Raw genomic sequence first — 15505 nt, 5'->3', positions numbered from 1 at the left:
GTTTTGTACGAAATTTTGGGGCAGGCATTAAAAATGTTGTCATCATAAAAGGGGGCTCAAGGTATTTATGGATGAATTTTCATTTGTCAGCAATAGCGAAATAGGAGCTATTGAGGCATTATACCAACAGTATAAAAAGGATCCATCTTCTGTGGATCCCGGATATCTAAATTTTTTCAGGGGATTTGACTTTGCGCTTGCCAACTTCAACCACGCTGGTGGTGAGGAGATTGGCAAGGAGTTTAAGGTTATAAACCTGATACATGGCTACAGGCAGAGAGGACACCTGTTTACCCAAACCAATCCCGTTAGGGCAAGACGTAGGTATTTCCCTACTCTCGACATTGAAAACTTCGGTTTGGAGGAAAGTGATCTCGACCAGGTTTTTCAGGCTGGTAGCCAGATAGGTATTGGACCTGCAAAACTGCGGGATATAATACAACACCTCAAAGACACTTACTGTCTTTCGATTGGTGTGGAATTCCTTTATGTCCGTAAGCCAGAAATTGTAGAATGGCTGCGTGATAAGATGGAGAGTGTGAAAAACCTTCCATCGTTTGATGCGGACAAGAAGAAGAGTATTTATCGTTACCTCAAGCGTGCTGTGGGTTTTGAGACCTTTGTGCACAAGAAATTTGTTGGTCAGAAGCGCTTCTCTCTCGAAGGATCGGAAGTCCTTATCCCCGGTGTCAGAGCCCTGATAGACAAGGGTGCTCAGTTGGGTGTCAACGAATTTGTATTTGGTATGGCTCACAGGGGCCGTCTGAATGTGCTTACAAATGTACTGGGCAAGCCTTATCGCAATGTATTTAAGGAATTCGTTGCAGATGAATATGATGACAATATCTCCCTGGGTGACGTAAAGTATCACCTTGGTTATGATAGCGTAACAGACAGCGGTGACAAGAGGGTTCGCCTTATGTTGCTACCCAACCCTTCCCACCTGGAAACTGTAACTCCGGTTGCCGAGGGATTGTCAAGGGCTCGAATAGATCACGCATATCAAGGCAACTTTGAAAAGGTTGTTCCCGTTATCATCCACGGTGATGCCGCAGTTGCTACTCAGGGAGTGGTCTACGAGGTGATTCAGATGGCCAAGTTGCCGGGTTACATGACAGGGGGAACTATTCATGTTGTTGTAAACAACCAGGTGGGCTTTACAACCAACTATCTGGAGGCTCGCTCTAGCACCTATTGTACTGATGTGGGCAAGGTAACCAACTGCCCAGTATTCCACGTCAACGGTGATGATGCCGAGGCTATTGTTTATGTTTTCGAACTGGCTATGGAGTACCGCCAGAAGTTCCAAAGTGATGTCTTTATTGACATATTATCATACAGAAAGTACGGTCATAATGAGGGAGATGAACCCCGTTTTACGCAGCCTACTTTGTACAAGATTATTGCCTCTCACCCCAATCCAAGAGATATCTATGGACAGCAGCTTATAAACCAGGGGGTACTGAGCGAGGAAGAGATTAGGCAACTCAATGTAGAGTTTGAATCCTATCTTGAAGAAGAATTTAAGGCCTCCGAACTTATTAAGAAGATGTCGATAGGCCCCTTCCTTCCCGATCTCTGGAAAGGGTATAAGTATGCTGTCAAAGGTGATTTTGAGGTGACTTATCCTACAGGCGTGGCTAAGGATGTTCTGCATAAGCTCTTCGAGAGGATAAATACCCTTCCTTCGGATATGCAGTTTTTCTCAAAGGTCTATAAGATACTGGAGGATAGAAAGAAACTAGTTGATAGCAACAAGGTGGACTGGGCTATTGCTGAGCTTCTGGCTTATGCTACCCTGGTTGATGACGGACATCCTGTCCGCCTGAGCGGACAGGACAGTGAGAGGGGGACCTTTGCTCACCGTCATGCCAGCTTTACCCTAGAAGATATGAACGAGCGCTATATGCCGCTTCGCCATCTTGACAAGAACCCTAATTCCTTTCATGCCTATAATTCACCATTGTCAGAGTACGGTGTACTTGGTTTTGAATATGGTCATGCATTGGGAGTGCCCAACGGACTAAATATCTGGGAAGCTCAGTTTGGTGACTTTACCAATGTTGCCCAGGTTATTGTCGACCAGTACATCAGTTCGGCTGAAGAAAAATGGGGTCTGATGAACGGCCTTGTGCTTTACCTACCTCACGGTTTCGAAGGGCAGGGGCCCGAGCACTCAAGTGCAAGGATAGAGCGCTTTTTGAACCTTTCTGCCCGCAACAATATGCAGGTGGCAAACCTGACAACACCGGCAAATCTGTTCCATGTGCTGCGTCGTCAGGTAAAAAGTGAGTACCGCATACCCTTGGTTATCTTTACTCCCAAGAGTCTGCTGCGTCACCCTATGTGCGTGTCAACAATTGAGGATCTTGCCGAAGGAAGCTTTCAGGAGGTTATAGATGACGATAATGTCAATATGACTTCTGTGTCAAGGCTGGTTTTTTGCTCTGGCAAGGTTTACTACGACCTGCTAGCGCGCAAACAGGAGCTCAACGCAAGAAATGTTGCACTTGTAAGAATAGAACAGCTTCACCCATTCCCACGCAAGCATGTTCAGGCCATACTCAAGAAGTATGAGAAGGTAAAACTGAAACTGTGGGTACAGGAAGAACCTGAAAATATGGGTGCATGGAATTATATTCGCAGCATGTTGCCATATGAAGACCTGATACCGGTTGCACGTATCGCAAGCGCCAGTCCGGCTACCGGACTAGCCGGACTGCATATGGTAGGGCAGAGGGAAATCATTGAAAAGGTTTTCAAGAGATGTCATTGCGAAAAGAATTTGCCATATTGTAATTTGCAATGTATGGAGGGTAAAACACGTGAGGAAATCCTGAAGACTCACTATTATTTCAGTGCAAATCAGAAATTCTCAATCTGACAGGTAAAAGACAAAACATATACACAATATGATAATAGAAGTAAAGGTACCCACTCCCGGGGAATCAATAACTGAAGTGGAATTGTCCAACTGGCTTGTTGCTGACGGCGACCTTGTTCGCAAGGATCAGGAACTTGCAGAGGTGGAATCCGATAAGGCCACTCTTTCACTAATAGCCCCCGAAAGCGGTAAAATCACTTTTCTTATTCAGGCCGGACAGACTGTAAAGGTCAACTCCATTGCCTGTACTATCGACACGTCAGTCGAAGTACCTGATGCCCCTGCTGCTCCGGCACCACAACCTGCATCCAAACCTGCTGCTCCGGTTGACCAGGCAAAACCTGCATCTGTTGCATCAGCTTCTGCCACTAAAGATCAGGCAGGCCCGGTTACGTCTTCCAAAGGTGAAGATGTTAAGATCAGAACAACACCACTTGCCCGTAGCATGATGGCTGCGGAAAATCTCTCTGCTGATGAGGTTCTCAAGGGGCTTAAGAGACTAAGTTCCAAGGAGGTAGGGCTAATCCTTGCCTTACGCGAAGGAAGACTGGATGCAGTATCTGTGGCTCAGTCCACTGAAAGAACAGAGGAACGCAAGGCTATGACCCAGTTGCGCAAGCAACTTAGCAAACGCCTAGTTAAGGTAAAGAACGAGACAGCTATGCTTACCACCTTCAACGAAGTGGATATGTCGGCTCTGATGGATCTCCGCAAGAGCTACCAGGATGCTTTTGTCAAGAAACATGGCTTCAAAATCGGACTTAACTCCTTCTTCCTCAAGGCTGCTGCGCAGGCTCTGATGAAATTTCCGGTTATCAACAGCATAATAGATGGAGATGATATTATTACCCCGTCTTACGTAGATATCTCGGTGGCCATGCAGTCACCCAAGGGTCTGCTCGTTCCTGTAATACGTAACGTTCATGCAAAGAGCCTGGCCGAGATAGAACGCGATATGCAGGAAATGGCCGAAAAGGCCCGCTCCGCAAAAGTGTCGCTTGAAGAAATGAGCGGTGGTACCTTTACGATTACCAACGGTGGTACCTATGGCTCCATGATGTCAACCCCACTTATCAATCCGCCACAGTCGGCTATTCTAGGAATGCACAATATCGTTGACCGCCCTGTAGCAGTCAAGGGACAGATAGTGATCAGACCTATGATGTACGTAGCTCTGAGCTACGACCACAGACTGATTGACGGTAAGGATTCAGTAAGCTTCCTTGTTGAGGTGAAAAAGTTAATTGAAAATCCGGTGTCGCTGGTCTTTGGAGGAAAGAACCCCGAAGAAGCACTATTGGGTTTGTAATTAAGCCTGTTGAGATTTCGGTGTAGGTTGGCATATATTGCAGTCCCTACGTATATAGCAGAGATTGATTATCAGGAATGAATAAATCGAAGATAAAAAAGCGGCTACAAGGCCGCTTTTTTATCTTATCCTGTCAATACTTTTTATCAGTAGTTCATCACTCAGTATGCTTCTCATCGCCAGAAGCAGTAAAACAATGGAAACTACCGGCAGGACCAGAGGCCAATTAAACGATAATTCCGCATTAAATAATTTGGAGAAATGCTTACCATAATAGAATATCAAAACCGATAATCCGGCATGCATGGCCAAATTAATGCCACAGATGCGGAGTTGAAGCTGACGTTTTTTAAACAGGAAGATAGTAACCAGAAGCAGTAGCAGTGTGACCGTCAGCATTAGCTGAAGTGGCATTGTTCTGCCGATAAGGTCTGCATTTCCCGTAACTTCGAAAAGTCCGTTTTGTCTCAGTGCCATAGATGCGGTTGTGGTCTCTAGATATAGCATGTTGGTAAACAACAGGCTTCCGGTGACCAGCAAGGCAACTAAAAGATAGAGTGATTGTATTCGCTGTATCATCGCTGGTGTTTTTGTTTCGTGTAAAATTAATAAGAAAGTCCAGAAAAAGCGGAGTTACTGCACTTCATATTTCCAGAATAATTATGCTTTACAAAATAATATATATTGATAATCGATAGATTTCCTGAAACCCTAATGTGCTGAGTTATAAACAGCCTTGTTCATAACATTTTTATTGAATTTTGGAAAATTATGTATTATTTTGACCAAAGTTTAATTTTTAGGCATGAAGCCAATAGCAGATTCAGAACTAATAATCAACCCTGACGGCTCGGCATTTCATCTTCATATCAAGCCGGAACAATTAGCCGGAAAGGTAATTCTGGTAGGAGATCCGGGTAGGGTGGAGACGGTTGCAGGTTTTTTTGATGAGGTGTTGCATAGAGGTGACAACCGTGAATTTGTGTGGAGCACCGGTTCATACAAAGGAGTGCTGTTTACTGTTATCTCTACGGGAATAGGAACAGACAATATAGATATTGTGTTAAATGAGCTGGATGCCTTGGTAAATGTTGATTTTGCCACACGTCTGCCAAAAGAGGATCACAGGTCACTTGAAATAGTGAGGATAGGGACCTCTGGGTCACTTCAGGCTGATATACCATCAGATTCATGGGTGCTAAGCGAGAAGGCCGTCGGTTTCGACGGGCTTTTGAATTTTTATGCAGGTCGTGATGGAATCAGCGACCTTGGATTTGAACAGGCATTTATAAGTCATAGCGGATGGAAGGCCAACCTTACCAAACCCTATGTTGTCAAAGCTGACAGTACTCTGATATCAAGGTTGAAGAGTGACAAGGTATATCCGGGTGCTACTATTTCTGCTCCGGGTTTTTACGGTCCCCAGGGCAGGGTAATTCGTCTGGGTCTGGCGATGCCTGACATAAATGAGAGGATTACTGCTTTCAGGTACGGTGAGCAGAGGATATGCAACTACGAAATGGAGTGCTCGGCCATTTATGGTCTTTCGGCTCTATTGGGACACAAGGCGGTTACTGTATGTGTGATAATAGCAAACAGACTTGCCGGTAATTACAGCAAGGATTACAAGAAGCAGGTTACACTGCTTATAGAATATGTTCTGGATAGCTTAGCTAAATAGCTTAAGACATACCTGGTATGGACAGAAACAAAGTACAGGCATTGATTTGCTTGTTGGATGATCCTAGTGAAGAGGTGTATTCAACCGTCGAGGGCGAGCTGCTCAAAGAGGAGGTTGATATAGTACCCGACCTTGAAAAGGCCTGGGAGAGTACCGGTGACGCTGTATATCAACGTCGTTTGGAAAACCTGATACATACCCTTCAGTTTAAAGACCTCAAAGCCCGCATGCGCAACTGGCTTTCAGTTTCCGAAGATGACCTCCTATACGGTGTTTACCTTGTTGCAAGATATCAGTACCCCGAACTCAGGTACGAGGATATAGACAAGAAAGTCAATGCAATTCGTAAGGATGTATGGCTAGAGCTAAACGACCACCTTACTGCACTTGAAAAGGTTCGCATAATCAACCATATCCTGTTTGATGTCCATGAATTCGGTCGCAATAATACCAATTTCATGGCACCTCAAAACAATTTCATCAGTGACGTCCTTGATTCACGCAAGGGCAATCCGGTGTCATTGTCGGTGCTTTATTCAGTAATAGCACAGCGTTCGGGAGTTCCCGTCTATGGTGTAAATCTTCCCAAAAACTACGTGATGGCATATCTTGATGAAGGGGGAGACCTTGCAACAGTCAACCAGGGAGAAGAGATCTCCGTGCTGTTTTATATTAATGCAATTAATAAGGGAGCTGTTCTCGGTCGCAAGGAAATAGAATACTTCGTTAAGCAGCAAAAGCTGGAGCCGAGTGACTCGTACTATCTGCCCTGTAGCAACAAGGATACTGTACAACGCCTGCTCAACAACCTTGTGTACTCTTACGAAAGCAACAAGCAAAATGAAAAGGTGGAGGAGATTAAAGAGCTGTTGTCTCTCTTTGGTGATATCTCCTCCTGATTCTGTTATCTGATTCTTACATCTATTGCGGTATCATCCTTCAGCAACTCAACGAGTTTGTTGGTATCTGTATTGCCATAGTGATAGGGATACAATACTTTGGGTCGGAACATACGTGCTGCATTTGCAGTCATCTCCGGAGTCATGGTGTAGGGCAGATTCATTGGAAGGAAGGCCACATCTATGTTTTTAAGATTCTTCATCTCGGGTATGTCCTCTGTATCGCCTGCAACATACACCTTTAAGTTCTTAACAGTAAGCACATAGCCGTTGCCAATACCTTTGGGATGGTAGAACTTACCGTCGGGACGCTTGTGCACGATGTTGTATGCAGGTACAGCTTCAATCTGGATGCCATTCCATGATGTGTTCTCACCATTAGCTATAACTTGTCCTTCCTTTACTGTTTCGTAGCACACCGAGGTCAGAATGAAATCAGTACCTTCCTTCCTGATTGTTTCGATTGCCTTTGGGTCAAGGTGGTCGGCATGTTCGTGGGTTATAAGTATAAGGTCAGCCTTTGGAAGGGTTGTGTAGTCGGTCAGGGTACTGAATGGGTCAATATGAATAACTTTGCCCTTATATTGCAGCATCAGAGATCCGTGACCTATATGCCATATCTCCAACTCCTCCTCACCAGTTTGAAATACTGATTTTTGAATCTGTGACATTCCAAGGGTAGTGATTAAAATGCTAAGAAATAGTGTACTAACAATCCTTTTCATGGTGTTCCTTTTTTGGTTAATTCAAGGGTAAAGGTACAACAAATACGAGATTCCGGTCAATAGGCTCCGGTAAAGAAAAAGAGGCTGTCCCGGTGGGGACAACCTCTTTTTCTTTAAAAGTCTCATCAACCTAATTCAGATATAATGAATAAACATTACCCTAATCAGGATGACTCGCAATATTATCAGATGCTTGCGATCTTGTCGGCTTTGTACTTACCGGCAGCAAGCTTTTCCTTAATCTCAGCAAATGCTTTGATAGTGTAATCCACGTCTTCGAGAGTGTGAACTGCTGTCGGGATAATACGAAGCATGATAACGCCCTTTGGAACAACGGGATAAACAACAATAGAGCAGAAGATGCTGTAGTTTTCCCTCAGGTCCATAGTAAGTTCGGTAGCCTCTGGAATAGTACCGTTGAGGTACACCGGAGTAACCGGACTTTGAGTGTGGCCAAGGTCGAAGCCTTGTTCGCGCAGACCCTTTTGCAGGTTGTGTACTACATTCCACAGGTTTTCACGCAGTTCAGGTTGTGTGCGAACCAGTTCCAGACGCTTCAGAGCACCGATAACCAATGGCATTGGCAGTGACTTGGCAAAGATCTGTGAGCGCATATTATAGCGCAGGTAGCTGATTACATCTTCACGACCGGCAACGAAAGCTCCTATGCTAGCCATTGATTTGGCGAAGGTTCCGAAGATAAGGTCTATCTGATCAGCAACGCCGAAGTGTTCTGCAGTACCGGCACCGGTCTTACCCATGGTACCAAAACCGTGAGCATCGTCAACCAGAATGCGGAAGTTAAATTCCTTCTTGAGGGCTACGATTTCATCAAGCTTACCAAGGTCACCGGCCATACCGAATACACCTTCAGTGATTACGAGTACTCCACCACCTTGTTTTTCTGCTAGTTCTGTTGCCCTTTGTAGCTGTTTGTGTAGGTTCTCAATGTTATTGTGTGGGAAAACGAAGCGTTTACCCATATGCAACCTCAGACCGTCGATGATACAAGCATGCGACTCAGAGTCGTATACGATGACATCATTTCGATTTACCAGAGTGTCGATAATTGAAATCATACCCTGATAACCGAAGTTGAGAAGATAAGCATCTTCCTTTCCGACAAAATCAGCGAGCTGAGCTTCCAGTTCCTCGTGCTTGCTGGTATGTCCTGACATCATCCTGGCACCCATAGGATAGCCCAGTCCGTATTCCTTTGCAGCATCAGCATCAGCCTTGCGCACTTCAGGATGGTTGGCCAATCCAAGGTAGTTGTTCAAACTCCAGGTAAGAACTTCCTTACCGCGGAACTTCATTCTAGGATGAATTTCCCCTTCAAGTTTGGGGAACATGAAATAACCATGGGCTTCTTTACCATATTGGCCCAAAGGGCCCATACTTGTGTGTATCTTATCAAAAATATCCACGTTAATAAGGTTTTAATTATTTCTAAGGCAAAGGTAAGTTTTTTTATATATTCACCTTAGTCGCCAAGGGTTTTTTATTTTTTTCGGTATTTGCCTGCATATGCCTTAAAAGATGGTCTGAATTTTGCTTATCCTTGTAGCGCTATGACCCGCTATGGTCATAGTGCTATAAATTAAAGAAATCATTTATTGGGGAATTACGTGGAATTATCTATTTTTGCAGGATGTTTCCAGGTATGGCTCCTGTTGAAAAACTACAAAAAATAACTATGAATAAAAGTCAGCTTGTAAGGGGAGTACTCTTTTTTACCTTGCTAATCCTGAGCACTTCATGCAGTAATTATCAAAAGCTTTTAAAGAGCAATGATACCGATTTGAAGTTTGAGAAGGCAATGGAATACTATAACAATGGGGATTATAAAAGGGCTGCAACTCTTTTCAATGATGTGATGAGGAGCTACCGGGCTACTGAGAGGGGTGAGTTATCTCACTATATCTATGCAGATTGCCTTCTCAAGGCCAGGGAATATATGCTTGCTGGTCATTATTTTACAGTCTTTGTTCAAAGCTATCCCAGCAGTGCATATGCAGAAGAGGCTCAGTTTAATGCAGCATACTGTAGTTACATGCTTTCACCTACAGCCCGTCTGGATCAGACTGAGACAAATAAAGCACTTGAAGGTTTTCAGCTGTTTATCAATCTTTATCCCACAAGTAAAAGGGTTAAGGAAGCGACAGCTTTTATGGATGAGTTGCGTGACAAACTGGCATACAAGGCTTATCTAAATGCAAAGATGTATTATGATTTGGGATCATATCTGGGTAACAATTATCTGTCAGCAGTAATTACAGCCCGTAACACTCTTGATGATTTTCCCGATACAAAATACAGGGAAGAGCTTTATTTCCTGATCCTTGATGCCAAGTACAAAGAGGCTGTCAATAGTGTTGAGGCCAAGAAGGATGAGCGTCTAAGGGATACTCTTGATGAATATTATTCTTTTATAAACGAATACCCTGAAAGTGCGTATCTTAGCAATGCCAACAAAATCTTTCAGGACATAAACAAATTGCTTAAATCAACAACAAGTAGTAATCAATAGTCTTAATTATAGTTTGCAGATATGGATTATAAAAAGTCAAAAGCTCCGGGAAACACCATTACCTACGACACCCGCAAGCTAAGCGAGCAAACAGGCAATATCTATGAGACAATCAATATTATTGCCAGACGTGCTAACCAGATCGGGGTTGATATGAAGGAAGAGCTTAACCGTAAGCTCCAGGAGTTTGCCTCCTATACCGACAACCTCGAAGAGGTGTTTGAAAACAGGGAGCAAATAGAAATATCACGCTTTTATGAGAGATTGCCCAAGCCTTCTGCTATAGGTGTTGAGGAATTTCTCGAAGGTAAGATTTATTACCGCAAACCCGGTAAGGGCGAAAAGGCAGAATCAGCCGAATAAGTCCCCTTATCACTTCTATACCTGAAGATGCTAAAAGGGAAGAAAATAGTACTTGGAGTGACCGGAAGCATTGCAGCCTACAAGGCTGCATTACTGCTCCGGCTTCTTGTTAAGGAGGGAGCAGAGGTACAGGTTATCATTACCCCTGCAGGCAAGGAGTTTATTACGCCGGTTACCCTTTCGGCCTTATCAGGTAAACCAGTACTATCCGAATTTTTCGGAGCCAACGACGGGACCTGGCACAGCCATGTGGATTTTGGAATCTGGGCTGACGCCATGCTGATTGCACCGGCCACGGCCTCGACACTCGCCAAGATGGTCAATGGTCTGGCCGATAATCTTTTGGTGGCTACCTATCTTTCTGCACGTTGTAAGGTATTTATAGCCCCTGCGATGGACCTTGACATGTTCAGCCACCCTTCGACGGTCAACAATATTGAAAAGCTTAAAACATACGGTTGTGAGGTTATCGAACCGGGGGTTGGTGAACTTGCAAGTGGATTGTTGGGTAAAGGTAGGATGGAGGAACCTGAGGCTATCGTCGAAAGGCTTAAGTCATACTTTGCCGCTAAGGAAAGTTCCGGCATACTGTCGGGCAAACGCTTCCTTGTGAGCGCAGGACCAACTTATGAAGCAATAGACCCTGTGAGGTTTGTTGGAAACTACTCCTCTGGTAAGATGGGTTTTGCAATAGCTGAGGAGCTGGCATCGCGTGGTGCTCTGGTTGACCTTGTCTGTGGCCCGGTAAGTCTGAAGACAAAGAATCCCAATATCAATCGTATAGATGTTCACTCAGCTCTTGAGATGCATAGGGAATGCCTTGCGCATTTTCAAGGGGCAGATGGTGCTGTTATGTCGGCTGCAGTAAGTGACTATCGTCCCGCAAAAGCTGAGGAACAAAAGATAAAAAGGTCGGGAGATGAGTTGGTGCTCAAGCTGGTACCAAACCCAGATATAGCTGCAGACCTGGGCCGTATCAAAAAGCCGGGACAGATACTTGCAGGTTTTGCACTTGAGACAAACGACGAAGAGGCCAATGCCCGCAAAAAGCTCGATAGTAAGAACCTTGATTTTATTGTGCTTAATTCTCTTGCAGAACAAGGTGCGGGCTTTATGGTCGATACCAACAGAATTACAATTATAGGAAGGGATCAGGTAATCGACGACCTACCTCTCAAGTCCAAGGTGGAACTAGCTGCAGATATAGTCAACTATATTGAGCGCCTGCTTATACACCCGCAGGGCGTCATTGTCTGATAAACAACAAGCACCATGAAGACCAGGAGCATAATATACAGGACTGCATTACTGCTTTTACTTGCAATATCGGGCTTCTGCAACAAAGTCGGAGCTCAGGAGTTGAGATGTATGGTGCAGGTAGTGGCTCCGGGCGTTCAGGGTACCAACCGCGGAGTCTTCGAAACTCTCCAGACTGCTATAATGGAGTTTATGAATGGACAAAGGTGGACTGAACATCAATATGCTCCAGCTGAACGCATAGACTGCTCCATCCTGATTAATATAAGGGAAATGATTGGTTCCGACGAGTTCAAGGGCACCATACAGGTGCAATCACGCCGTCCCATATACAATACATCTTTCAATTCACCGGTACTCAACTACCTCGACCAGAGTCTTCACTTCCGTTATGTGGAGTTTGAACCCCTGGTATTTAACCCCACTAATCTGGAGTCCAATCTTGTAGCCATACTGGCCTACTATGCCTATGTAATTATTGGCTACGACTACGATACCTTCAGTCCTATGGGAGGCACACCTTACTTCAGGGAAGCTGAAAAGATTGTAAGTACTGCTCAGAGCTTCCGCGAAGCCGGTTGGAAGTCCTTCGAGAGTCCGCGCAACAGGTACTGGCTTATAGAAAACCTGCTCAATGAATATCATACACCGCTACGCAACTGCTATTATCAGTATCACAGACGTGGACTGGACAGAATGTCAGAAAAGCCAGAGGAGGGAAGATCAAACATACTTTCGGCTATAGAACAACTGCCCAGGGTTACACGCCAAAGGCCCAATTCTTTTGCGATGGTGCTCTTTGCTACTGCAAAGAGCGACGAACTGGTCAGCATCTTTTCTGGTGGGCAGATGATGGAAAAGAGCAGGGCAGTTGAGATTCTTACAGAGATCGATCCATCTAATTCAGACAAATATCAAAAGATTAAGGAGGAAGGCAACAGGTTCTGATTCCCCCTTGGTTTGAATTTTTTCTTAGATTTGCCTGTAAAGAGAAATACCTATGCTATTCCATCTTTCGATAAGCAACTATGCTCTGATTGATTCAGCAGAGATTGAATTTGACAGAGGTTTCACCGTTATAACCGGCGAAACCGGAGCTGGAAAATCGATTATGCTCGGAGCTCTGGCTTTGATACTTGGACAGCGTGCCGATACTTCAGTTATCAGGGACAAGGAGAGGAAGTGCGTTGTTGAGGCAGGCTTCGATATAGCAGATTATGGATTGGAAGAGCTCTTCAAAACAGAAGACGTAGATTTTGACACTAAAACCTATATAAGAAGGGAAATCCTTCCTGAGGGTAAGTCAAGGGCTTTTGTAAACGATACCCCCGTTACCCTGCAGTTTCTCAAGAATCTTTGCGAGCGACTAATAGATATTCACTCCCAGCACCAGAACCTACTGCTTGGGGACTTTAAGTTCCAGCTTGCAGTTGTTGACAATGTTGCAGCAAATGAAGCCGAACGAGCTGCATATCGTCAGGAGTATCACAACTACAGACACCTTCAAAAGGAGAGGGACAAGTTGATAGAACTTAACGAGAAACAAAGTTCTGACCGCGATTACTGGGATTTCCAGGTGCAACAGCTGAGTGAGGCCCGTCTGGTTGATGGTGAGCAGGAAGAGCTTGAGAAGGAACTGGAACAACTGATCCACATAGAAGAGATCAGAAGTGCACTGACCCTGGCTGATGGACTGCTCAGTTCGGGTGAATCTCCTGTAAATGACAGACTCTACATGGTTCAGACCGAGATTGAGAAGATAGAGTCATGGCTGACGGGGGGGAGGGAACTTGCAGAAAGGCTCAGATCAGTATTAATAGAATTAAGGGATATCACTTCCGGGCTTAGCAGGATTGCTGCTGACCTTGAATTTGACCCGCAAAGGTTAAGCTTTGTTCGTGATAGACTGGATCTGATCTATTCCCTTCAGCAAAAGCATAGGGTTGGCAGTGTTGGCGAACTTATTGCCATCCTCAATGAACTGCAGGACAAGCTGAATGCCCTCGATGCATTTGACGAGGAGATTGAAAAACTGGATTATAAAATTGCCGAAAGCAAGTCAAGGCTTGATAAAGCAGCTGACGTACTTGCGCAGAGCCGTCGTGGGGTGTTTGAAACACTTGAAAAGCATATAGTGTCAAATCTGGCGGAGCTTGGAATGCCGAATGCACGATTCTTGGTTGATTGCCGTGAAGCGGACGATTACCGCGAGGATGGCAGGGATGTGATACAGTTTTTGTTTTCGGCAAACAAAAACGGTGAACTATGTGAAATTCCCAAGGTGGCTTCGGGAGGTGAAATGTCAAGGCTGATGCTTTGCATAAAGGCCCTGTTGTCAACAGCCAAAGGACTGGCTACTATAATTTTCGATGAAATAGATACTGGTGTGTCGGGCGAGATAGCCGACCGTATGGGCCGTATAATGAAAGAAATGGGCCGTAACATACAGGTTATCAGTATAACACACCTACCTCAGATAGCCGCTAAAGGCATCTCCCACTTAAAGGTTAGCAAGCGCGATACCGACAAACTTACGGTCTCAGAAATTAAAAAACTTAACAGCGAAGAAAGAGTACTTGAAATTGCCGGAATGCTCAGTGGATCAGAGCTTTCAGAGGCGGCTCTTATCAATGCGAGAGACCTCATGAGCTAATTCTTAACAAGACTGATTAAACACTATTACCTTTTTACTCTTTATATCTGGAGTAATAAGCCTTATATTTGTTGCCTCAAAATTAAACTGAAAAAAATGGGATGTAATCTATTAAAAGGTAAGAGGGGTATAATTTTCGGTGCCCTGAATGACATGTCAATAGCATGGAAGGTAGCAGAACTTGCACACGAAGAAGGTGCAATATTTACACTTTCCAACACCCACATTGCTTGCAGAATGGGTAATGTAGTCGAATTGGCAAAGAAGACCGGTTCTGAACTAATCCCAGCCGATGCCACCAATGTAGAGGATCTTGAGAATGTATTCAAGACTTCAATGGAAGTTCTCGGTGGTAAGATCGACTTTGTTCTGCACTCAATAGGTATGTCACTCAACGTACGTAAGAAACGTGTGTACAACGACCTTGACTACAACTTCCTGTCAAAGACACTTGACATTTCAGCCATCTCTTTTCATAAGATGATTCAGACAGCCTACAAGTTGGATGCAATTAACGAGTGGGGTTCTATCGTAGCCCTATCATACGTTGCAGCTCAGCGTACGCTTTATGGCTATAATGATATGGCAGATGCCAAGGCCCTGCTTGAATCAATAGCACGTAGCTTTGGATACATCTATGGACGTGAGAAGAAGGTTAGAATTAATACAATAAGCCAGTCACCAACCATCACAACGGCTGGTAGCGGGGTTAAGGGAATCAACAGCCTTATTGACTTCTCTGACCGTATGTCGCCGCTAGGCAATGCTGATGCCCTTGACTGCGCTAAGTACTGCGTCACTATGTTCTCTGACTACACGAGGAAGGTTACCATGCAAAACCTCTTCAACGACGGTGGATTCTCAAGCATGGGTATGAGTCTCAGGGCTATGGATCAATACAACAAAAGCTTTGATCCAGAGGAACTTGCAGAAGATGGTTCAGAGATTTGATACATGCGTATTAATACTGAATTTTGACACTAATCAAGACTTTATTCCTGCTAAACAGCTAGGGTAATTTCGTGTAATTAGGGTTAAAGTATTGAAATACAATAATAAAAAAAGCCGCCTATTTTGGGCGGCTTTTTTTATTGACCCATGTCTCAAATTTTCATATTGTTACAAAAGGGCTTAAATTTGCGTTGTATTTATTACAAATCAATGGTTTTTTGCTTTTGATTTGTCTTTCTGAAAAACCGACCGC

At 44.4% G+C, this 15505-nt stretch carries 13 protein-coding genes; 10 read left to right on the top strand and 3 right to left on the bottom strand.

Annotation, left to right across the window (positions count from 1 at the left end; all coding sequences use genetic code 11):
• The first annotated feature begins 67 nt into the window (after positions 1-67).
• Positions 68-2884 carry a 2-oxoglutarate dehydrogenase E1 component gene (locus M9189_RS08795; RefSeq protein WP_250722437.1) on the top strand — a complete coding sequence of 939 codons (2817 nt, stop codon included), beginning with the start codon at positions 68-70 and terminating at the stop codon, positions 2882-2884.
• A gap of 28 nt (positions 2885-2912) precedes the next feature.
• A complete protein-coding gene (odhB, locus tag M9189_RS08790; protein ID WP_250722435.1) occupies positions 2913-4193 on the top strand; it encodes a 2-oxoglutarate dehydrogenase complex dihydrolipoyllysine-residue succinyltransferase in 1281 nt (426 codons plus the stop codon).
• Between the two features lie 120 nt (positions 4194-4313).
• On the opposite strand, the gene M9189_RS08785 is transcribed toward odhB, so the two are convergent.
• Positions 4314-4772: a DUF4293 domain-containing protein gene (locus M9189_RS08785; protein WP_250722433.1), complete on the bottom strand. Its 459-nt coding sequence runs from the start codon at positions 4770-4772 to the stop codon at positions 4314-4316.
• Positions 4773-4998: 226 nt separating this feature from the next.
• On the opposite strand from M9189_RS08785, the gene M9189_RS08780 reads away from it, so the two are divergent.
• Entirely contained in the window at positions 4999-5874 is an 876-nt protein-coding gene (locus M9189_RS08780; RefSeq protein WP_250722431.1) for a nucleoside phosphorylase, read from the top strand.
• 17 nt (positions 5875-5891) lie between these two features.
• Positions 5892-6773: a transglutaminase-like domain-containing protein gene (locus tag M9189_RS08775; RefSeq protein WP_250722430.1), complete on the top strand. Its 882-nt coding sequence runs from the start codon at positions 5892-5894 to the stop codon at positions 6771-6773.
• A 5-nt stretch (positions 6774-6778) separates the two neighbouring features.
• Here the strand turns inward: M9189_RS08775 and M9189_RS08770 are convergent, their stop codons facing one another.
• Both M9189_RS08770 and M9189_RS08765 read right to left on the bottom strand, forming a co-directional pair.
• Positions 6779-7498 (bottom strand): MBL fold metallo-hydrolase, encoded by a 720-nt coding sequence (locus tag M9189_RS08770; RefSeq protein ID WP_250722429.1) that lies wholly within the window; start codon positions 7496-7498, stop codon positions 6779-6781.
• A gap of 185 nt (positions 7499-7683) precedes the next feature.
• Positions 7684-8925, bottom strand: a complete 1242-nt coding sequence (locus M9189_RS08765; RefSeq protein WP_250722427.1) for an aminotransferase class I/II-fold pyridoxal phosphate-dependent enzyme — start codon at positions 8923-8925, stop codon at positions 7684-7686.
• 269 nt (positions 8926-9194) lie between these two features.
• Between M9189_RS08765 and M9189_RS08760 the strand changes: the two genes are divergently transcribed.
• The 6 genes from M9189_RS08760 to M9189_RS08735 all read left to right on the top strand — a co-directional run bounded on the left by M9189_RS08760 (position 9195) and on the right by M9189_RS08735 (position 15252).
• Positions 9195-10028: an outer membrane protein assembly factor BamD gene (locus tag M9189_RS08760; protein ID WP_250722425.1), complete on the top strand. Its 834-nt coding sequence runs from the start codon at positions 9195-9197 to the stop codon at positions 10026-10028.
• 21 nt (positions 10029-10049) lie between these two features.
• Entirely contained in the window at positions 10050-10391 is a 342-nt protein-coding gene (locus M9189_RS08755) for a DNA-directed RNA polymerase subunit omega (RefSeq protein ID WP_250722424.1), read from the top strand.
• Positions 10392-10418: 27 nt separating this feature from the next.
• Positions 10419-11648, top strand: a complete 1230-nt coding sequence (coaBC, locus tag M9189_RS08750) for a bifunctional phosphopantothenoylcysteine decarboxylase/phosphopantothenate--cysteine ligase CoaBC (protein WP_250722422.1) — start codon at positions 10419-10421, stop codon at positions 11646-11648.
• Positions 11649-11663: 15 nt separating this feature from the next.
• Positions 11664-12596, top strand: a complete 933-nt coding sequence (porD, locus tag M9189_RS08745) for a type IX secretion system protein PorD (protein ID WP_250722420.1) — start codon at positions 11664-11666, stop codon at positions 12594-12596.
• 52 nt (positions 12597-12648) lie between these two features.
• A complete protein-coding gene (gene recN / locus M9189_RS08740; RefSeq protein ID WP_250722419.1) occupies positions 12649-14301 on the top strand; it encodes a DNA repair protein RecN in 1653 nt (550 codons plus the stop codon).
• A gap of 96 nt (positions 14302-14397) precedes the next feature.
• Positions 14398-15252, top strand: coding sequence for an enoyl-ACP reductase FabI (locus M9189_RS08735; protein WP_250722417.1), 855 nt, complete (start codon positions 14398-14400; stop codon positions 15250-15252).
• Positions 15253-15505 lie beyond the last annotated feature (253 nt).

The organism is Xiashengella succiniciproducens (assembly GCF_023674465.1).
GTDB lineage: Bacteria > Bacteroidota > Bacteroidia > Bacteroidales > Marinilabiliaceae > Geofilum > Geofilum succiniciproducens.
This window is presented reverse-complemented; position numbering and strand designations above follow the sequence as displayed.

Coding starts and splice junctions, on each gene's coding strand:
- M9189_RS08795 (WP_250722437.1), top strand. CDS start 68: ATGGATGAATTTTCATTTGTCAGCAATAGCGAAATAGGAGCTATTGAG.
- odhB (WP_250722435.1), top strand. CDS start 2,913: ATGATAATAGAAGTAAAGGTACCCACTCCCGGGGAATCAATAACTGAA.
- M9189_RS08785 (WP_250722433.1), bottom strand. CDS start 4,772: ATGATACAGCGAATACAATCACTCTATCTTTTAGTTGCCTTGCTGGTC.
- M9189_RS08780 (WP_250722431.1), top strand. CDS start 4,999: ATGAAGCCAATAGCAGATTCAGAACTAATAATCAACCCTGACGGCTCG.
- M9189_RS08775 (WP_250722430.1), top strand. CDS start 5,892: ATGGACAGAAACAAAGTACAGGCATTGATTTGCTTGTTGGATGATCCT.
- M9189_RS08770 (WP_250722429.1), bottom strand. CDS start 7,498: ATGAAAAGGATTGTTAGTACACTATTTCTTAGCATTTTAATCACTACC.
- M9189_RS08760 (WP_250722425.1), top strand. CDS start 9,195: ATGAATAAAAGTCAGCTTGTAAGGGGAGTACTCTTTTTTACCTTGCTA.
- M9189_RS08755 (WP_250722424.1), top strand. CDS start 10,050: ATGGATTATAAAAAGTCAAAAGCTCCGGGAAACACCATTACCTACGAC.
- coaBC (WP_250722422.1), top strand. CDS start 10,419: ATGCTAAAAGGGAAGAAAATAGTACTTGGAGTGACCGGAAGCATTGCA.
- porD (WP_250722420.1), top strand. CDS start 11,664: ATGAAGACCAGGAGCATAATATACAGGACTGCATTACTGCTTTTACTT.
- recN (WP_250722419.1), top strand. CDS start 12,649: ATGCTATTCCATCTTTCGATAAGCAACTATGCTCTGATTGATTCAGCA.
- M9189_RS08735 (WP_250722417.1), top strand. CDS start 14,398: ATGGGATGTAATCTATTAAAAGGTAAGAGGGGTATAATTTTCGGTGCC.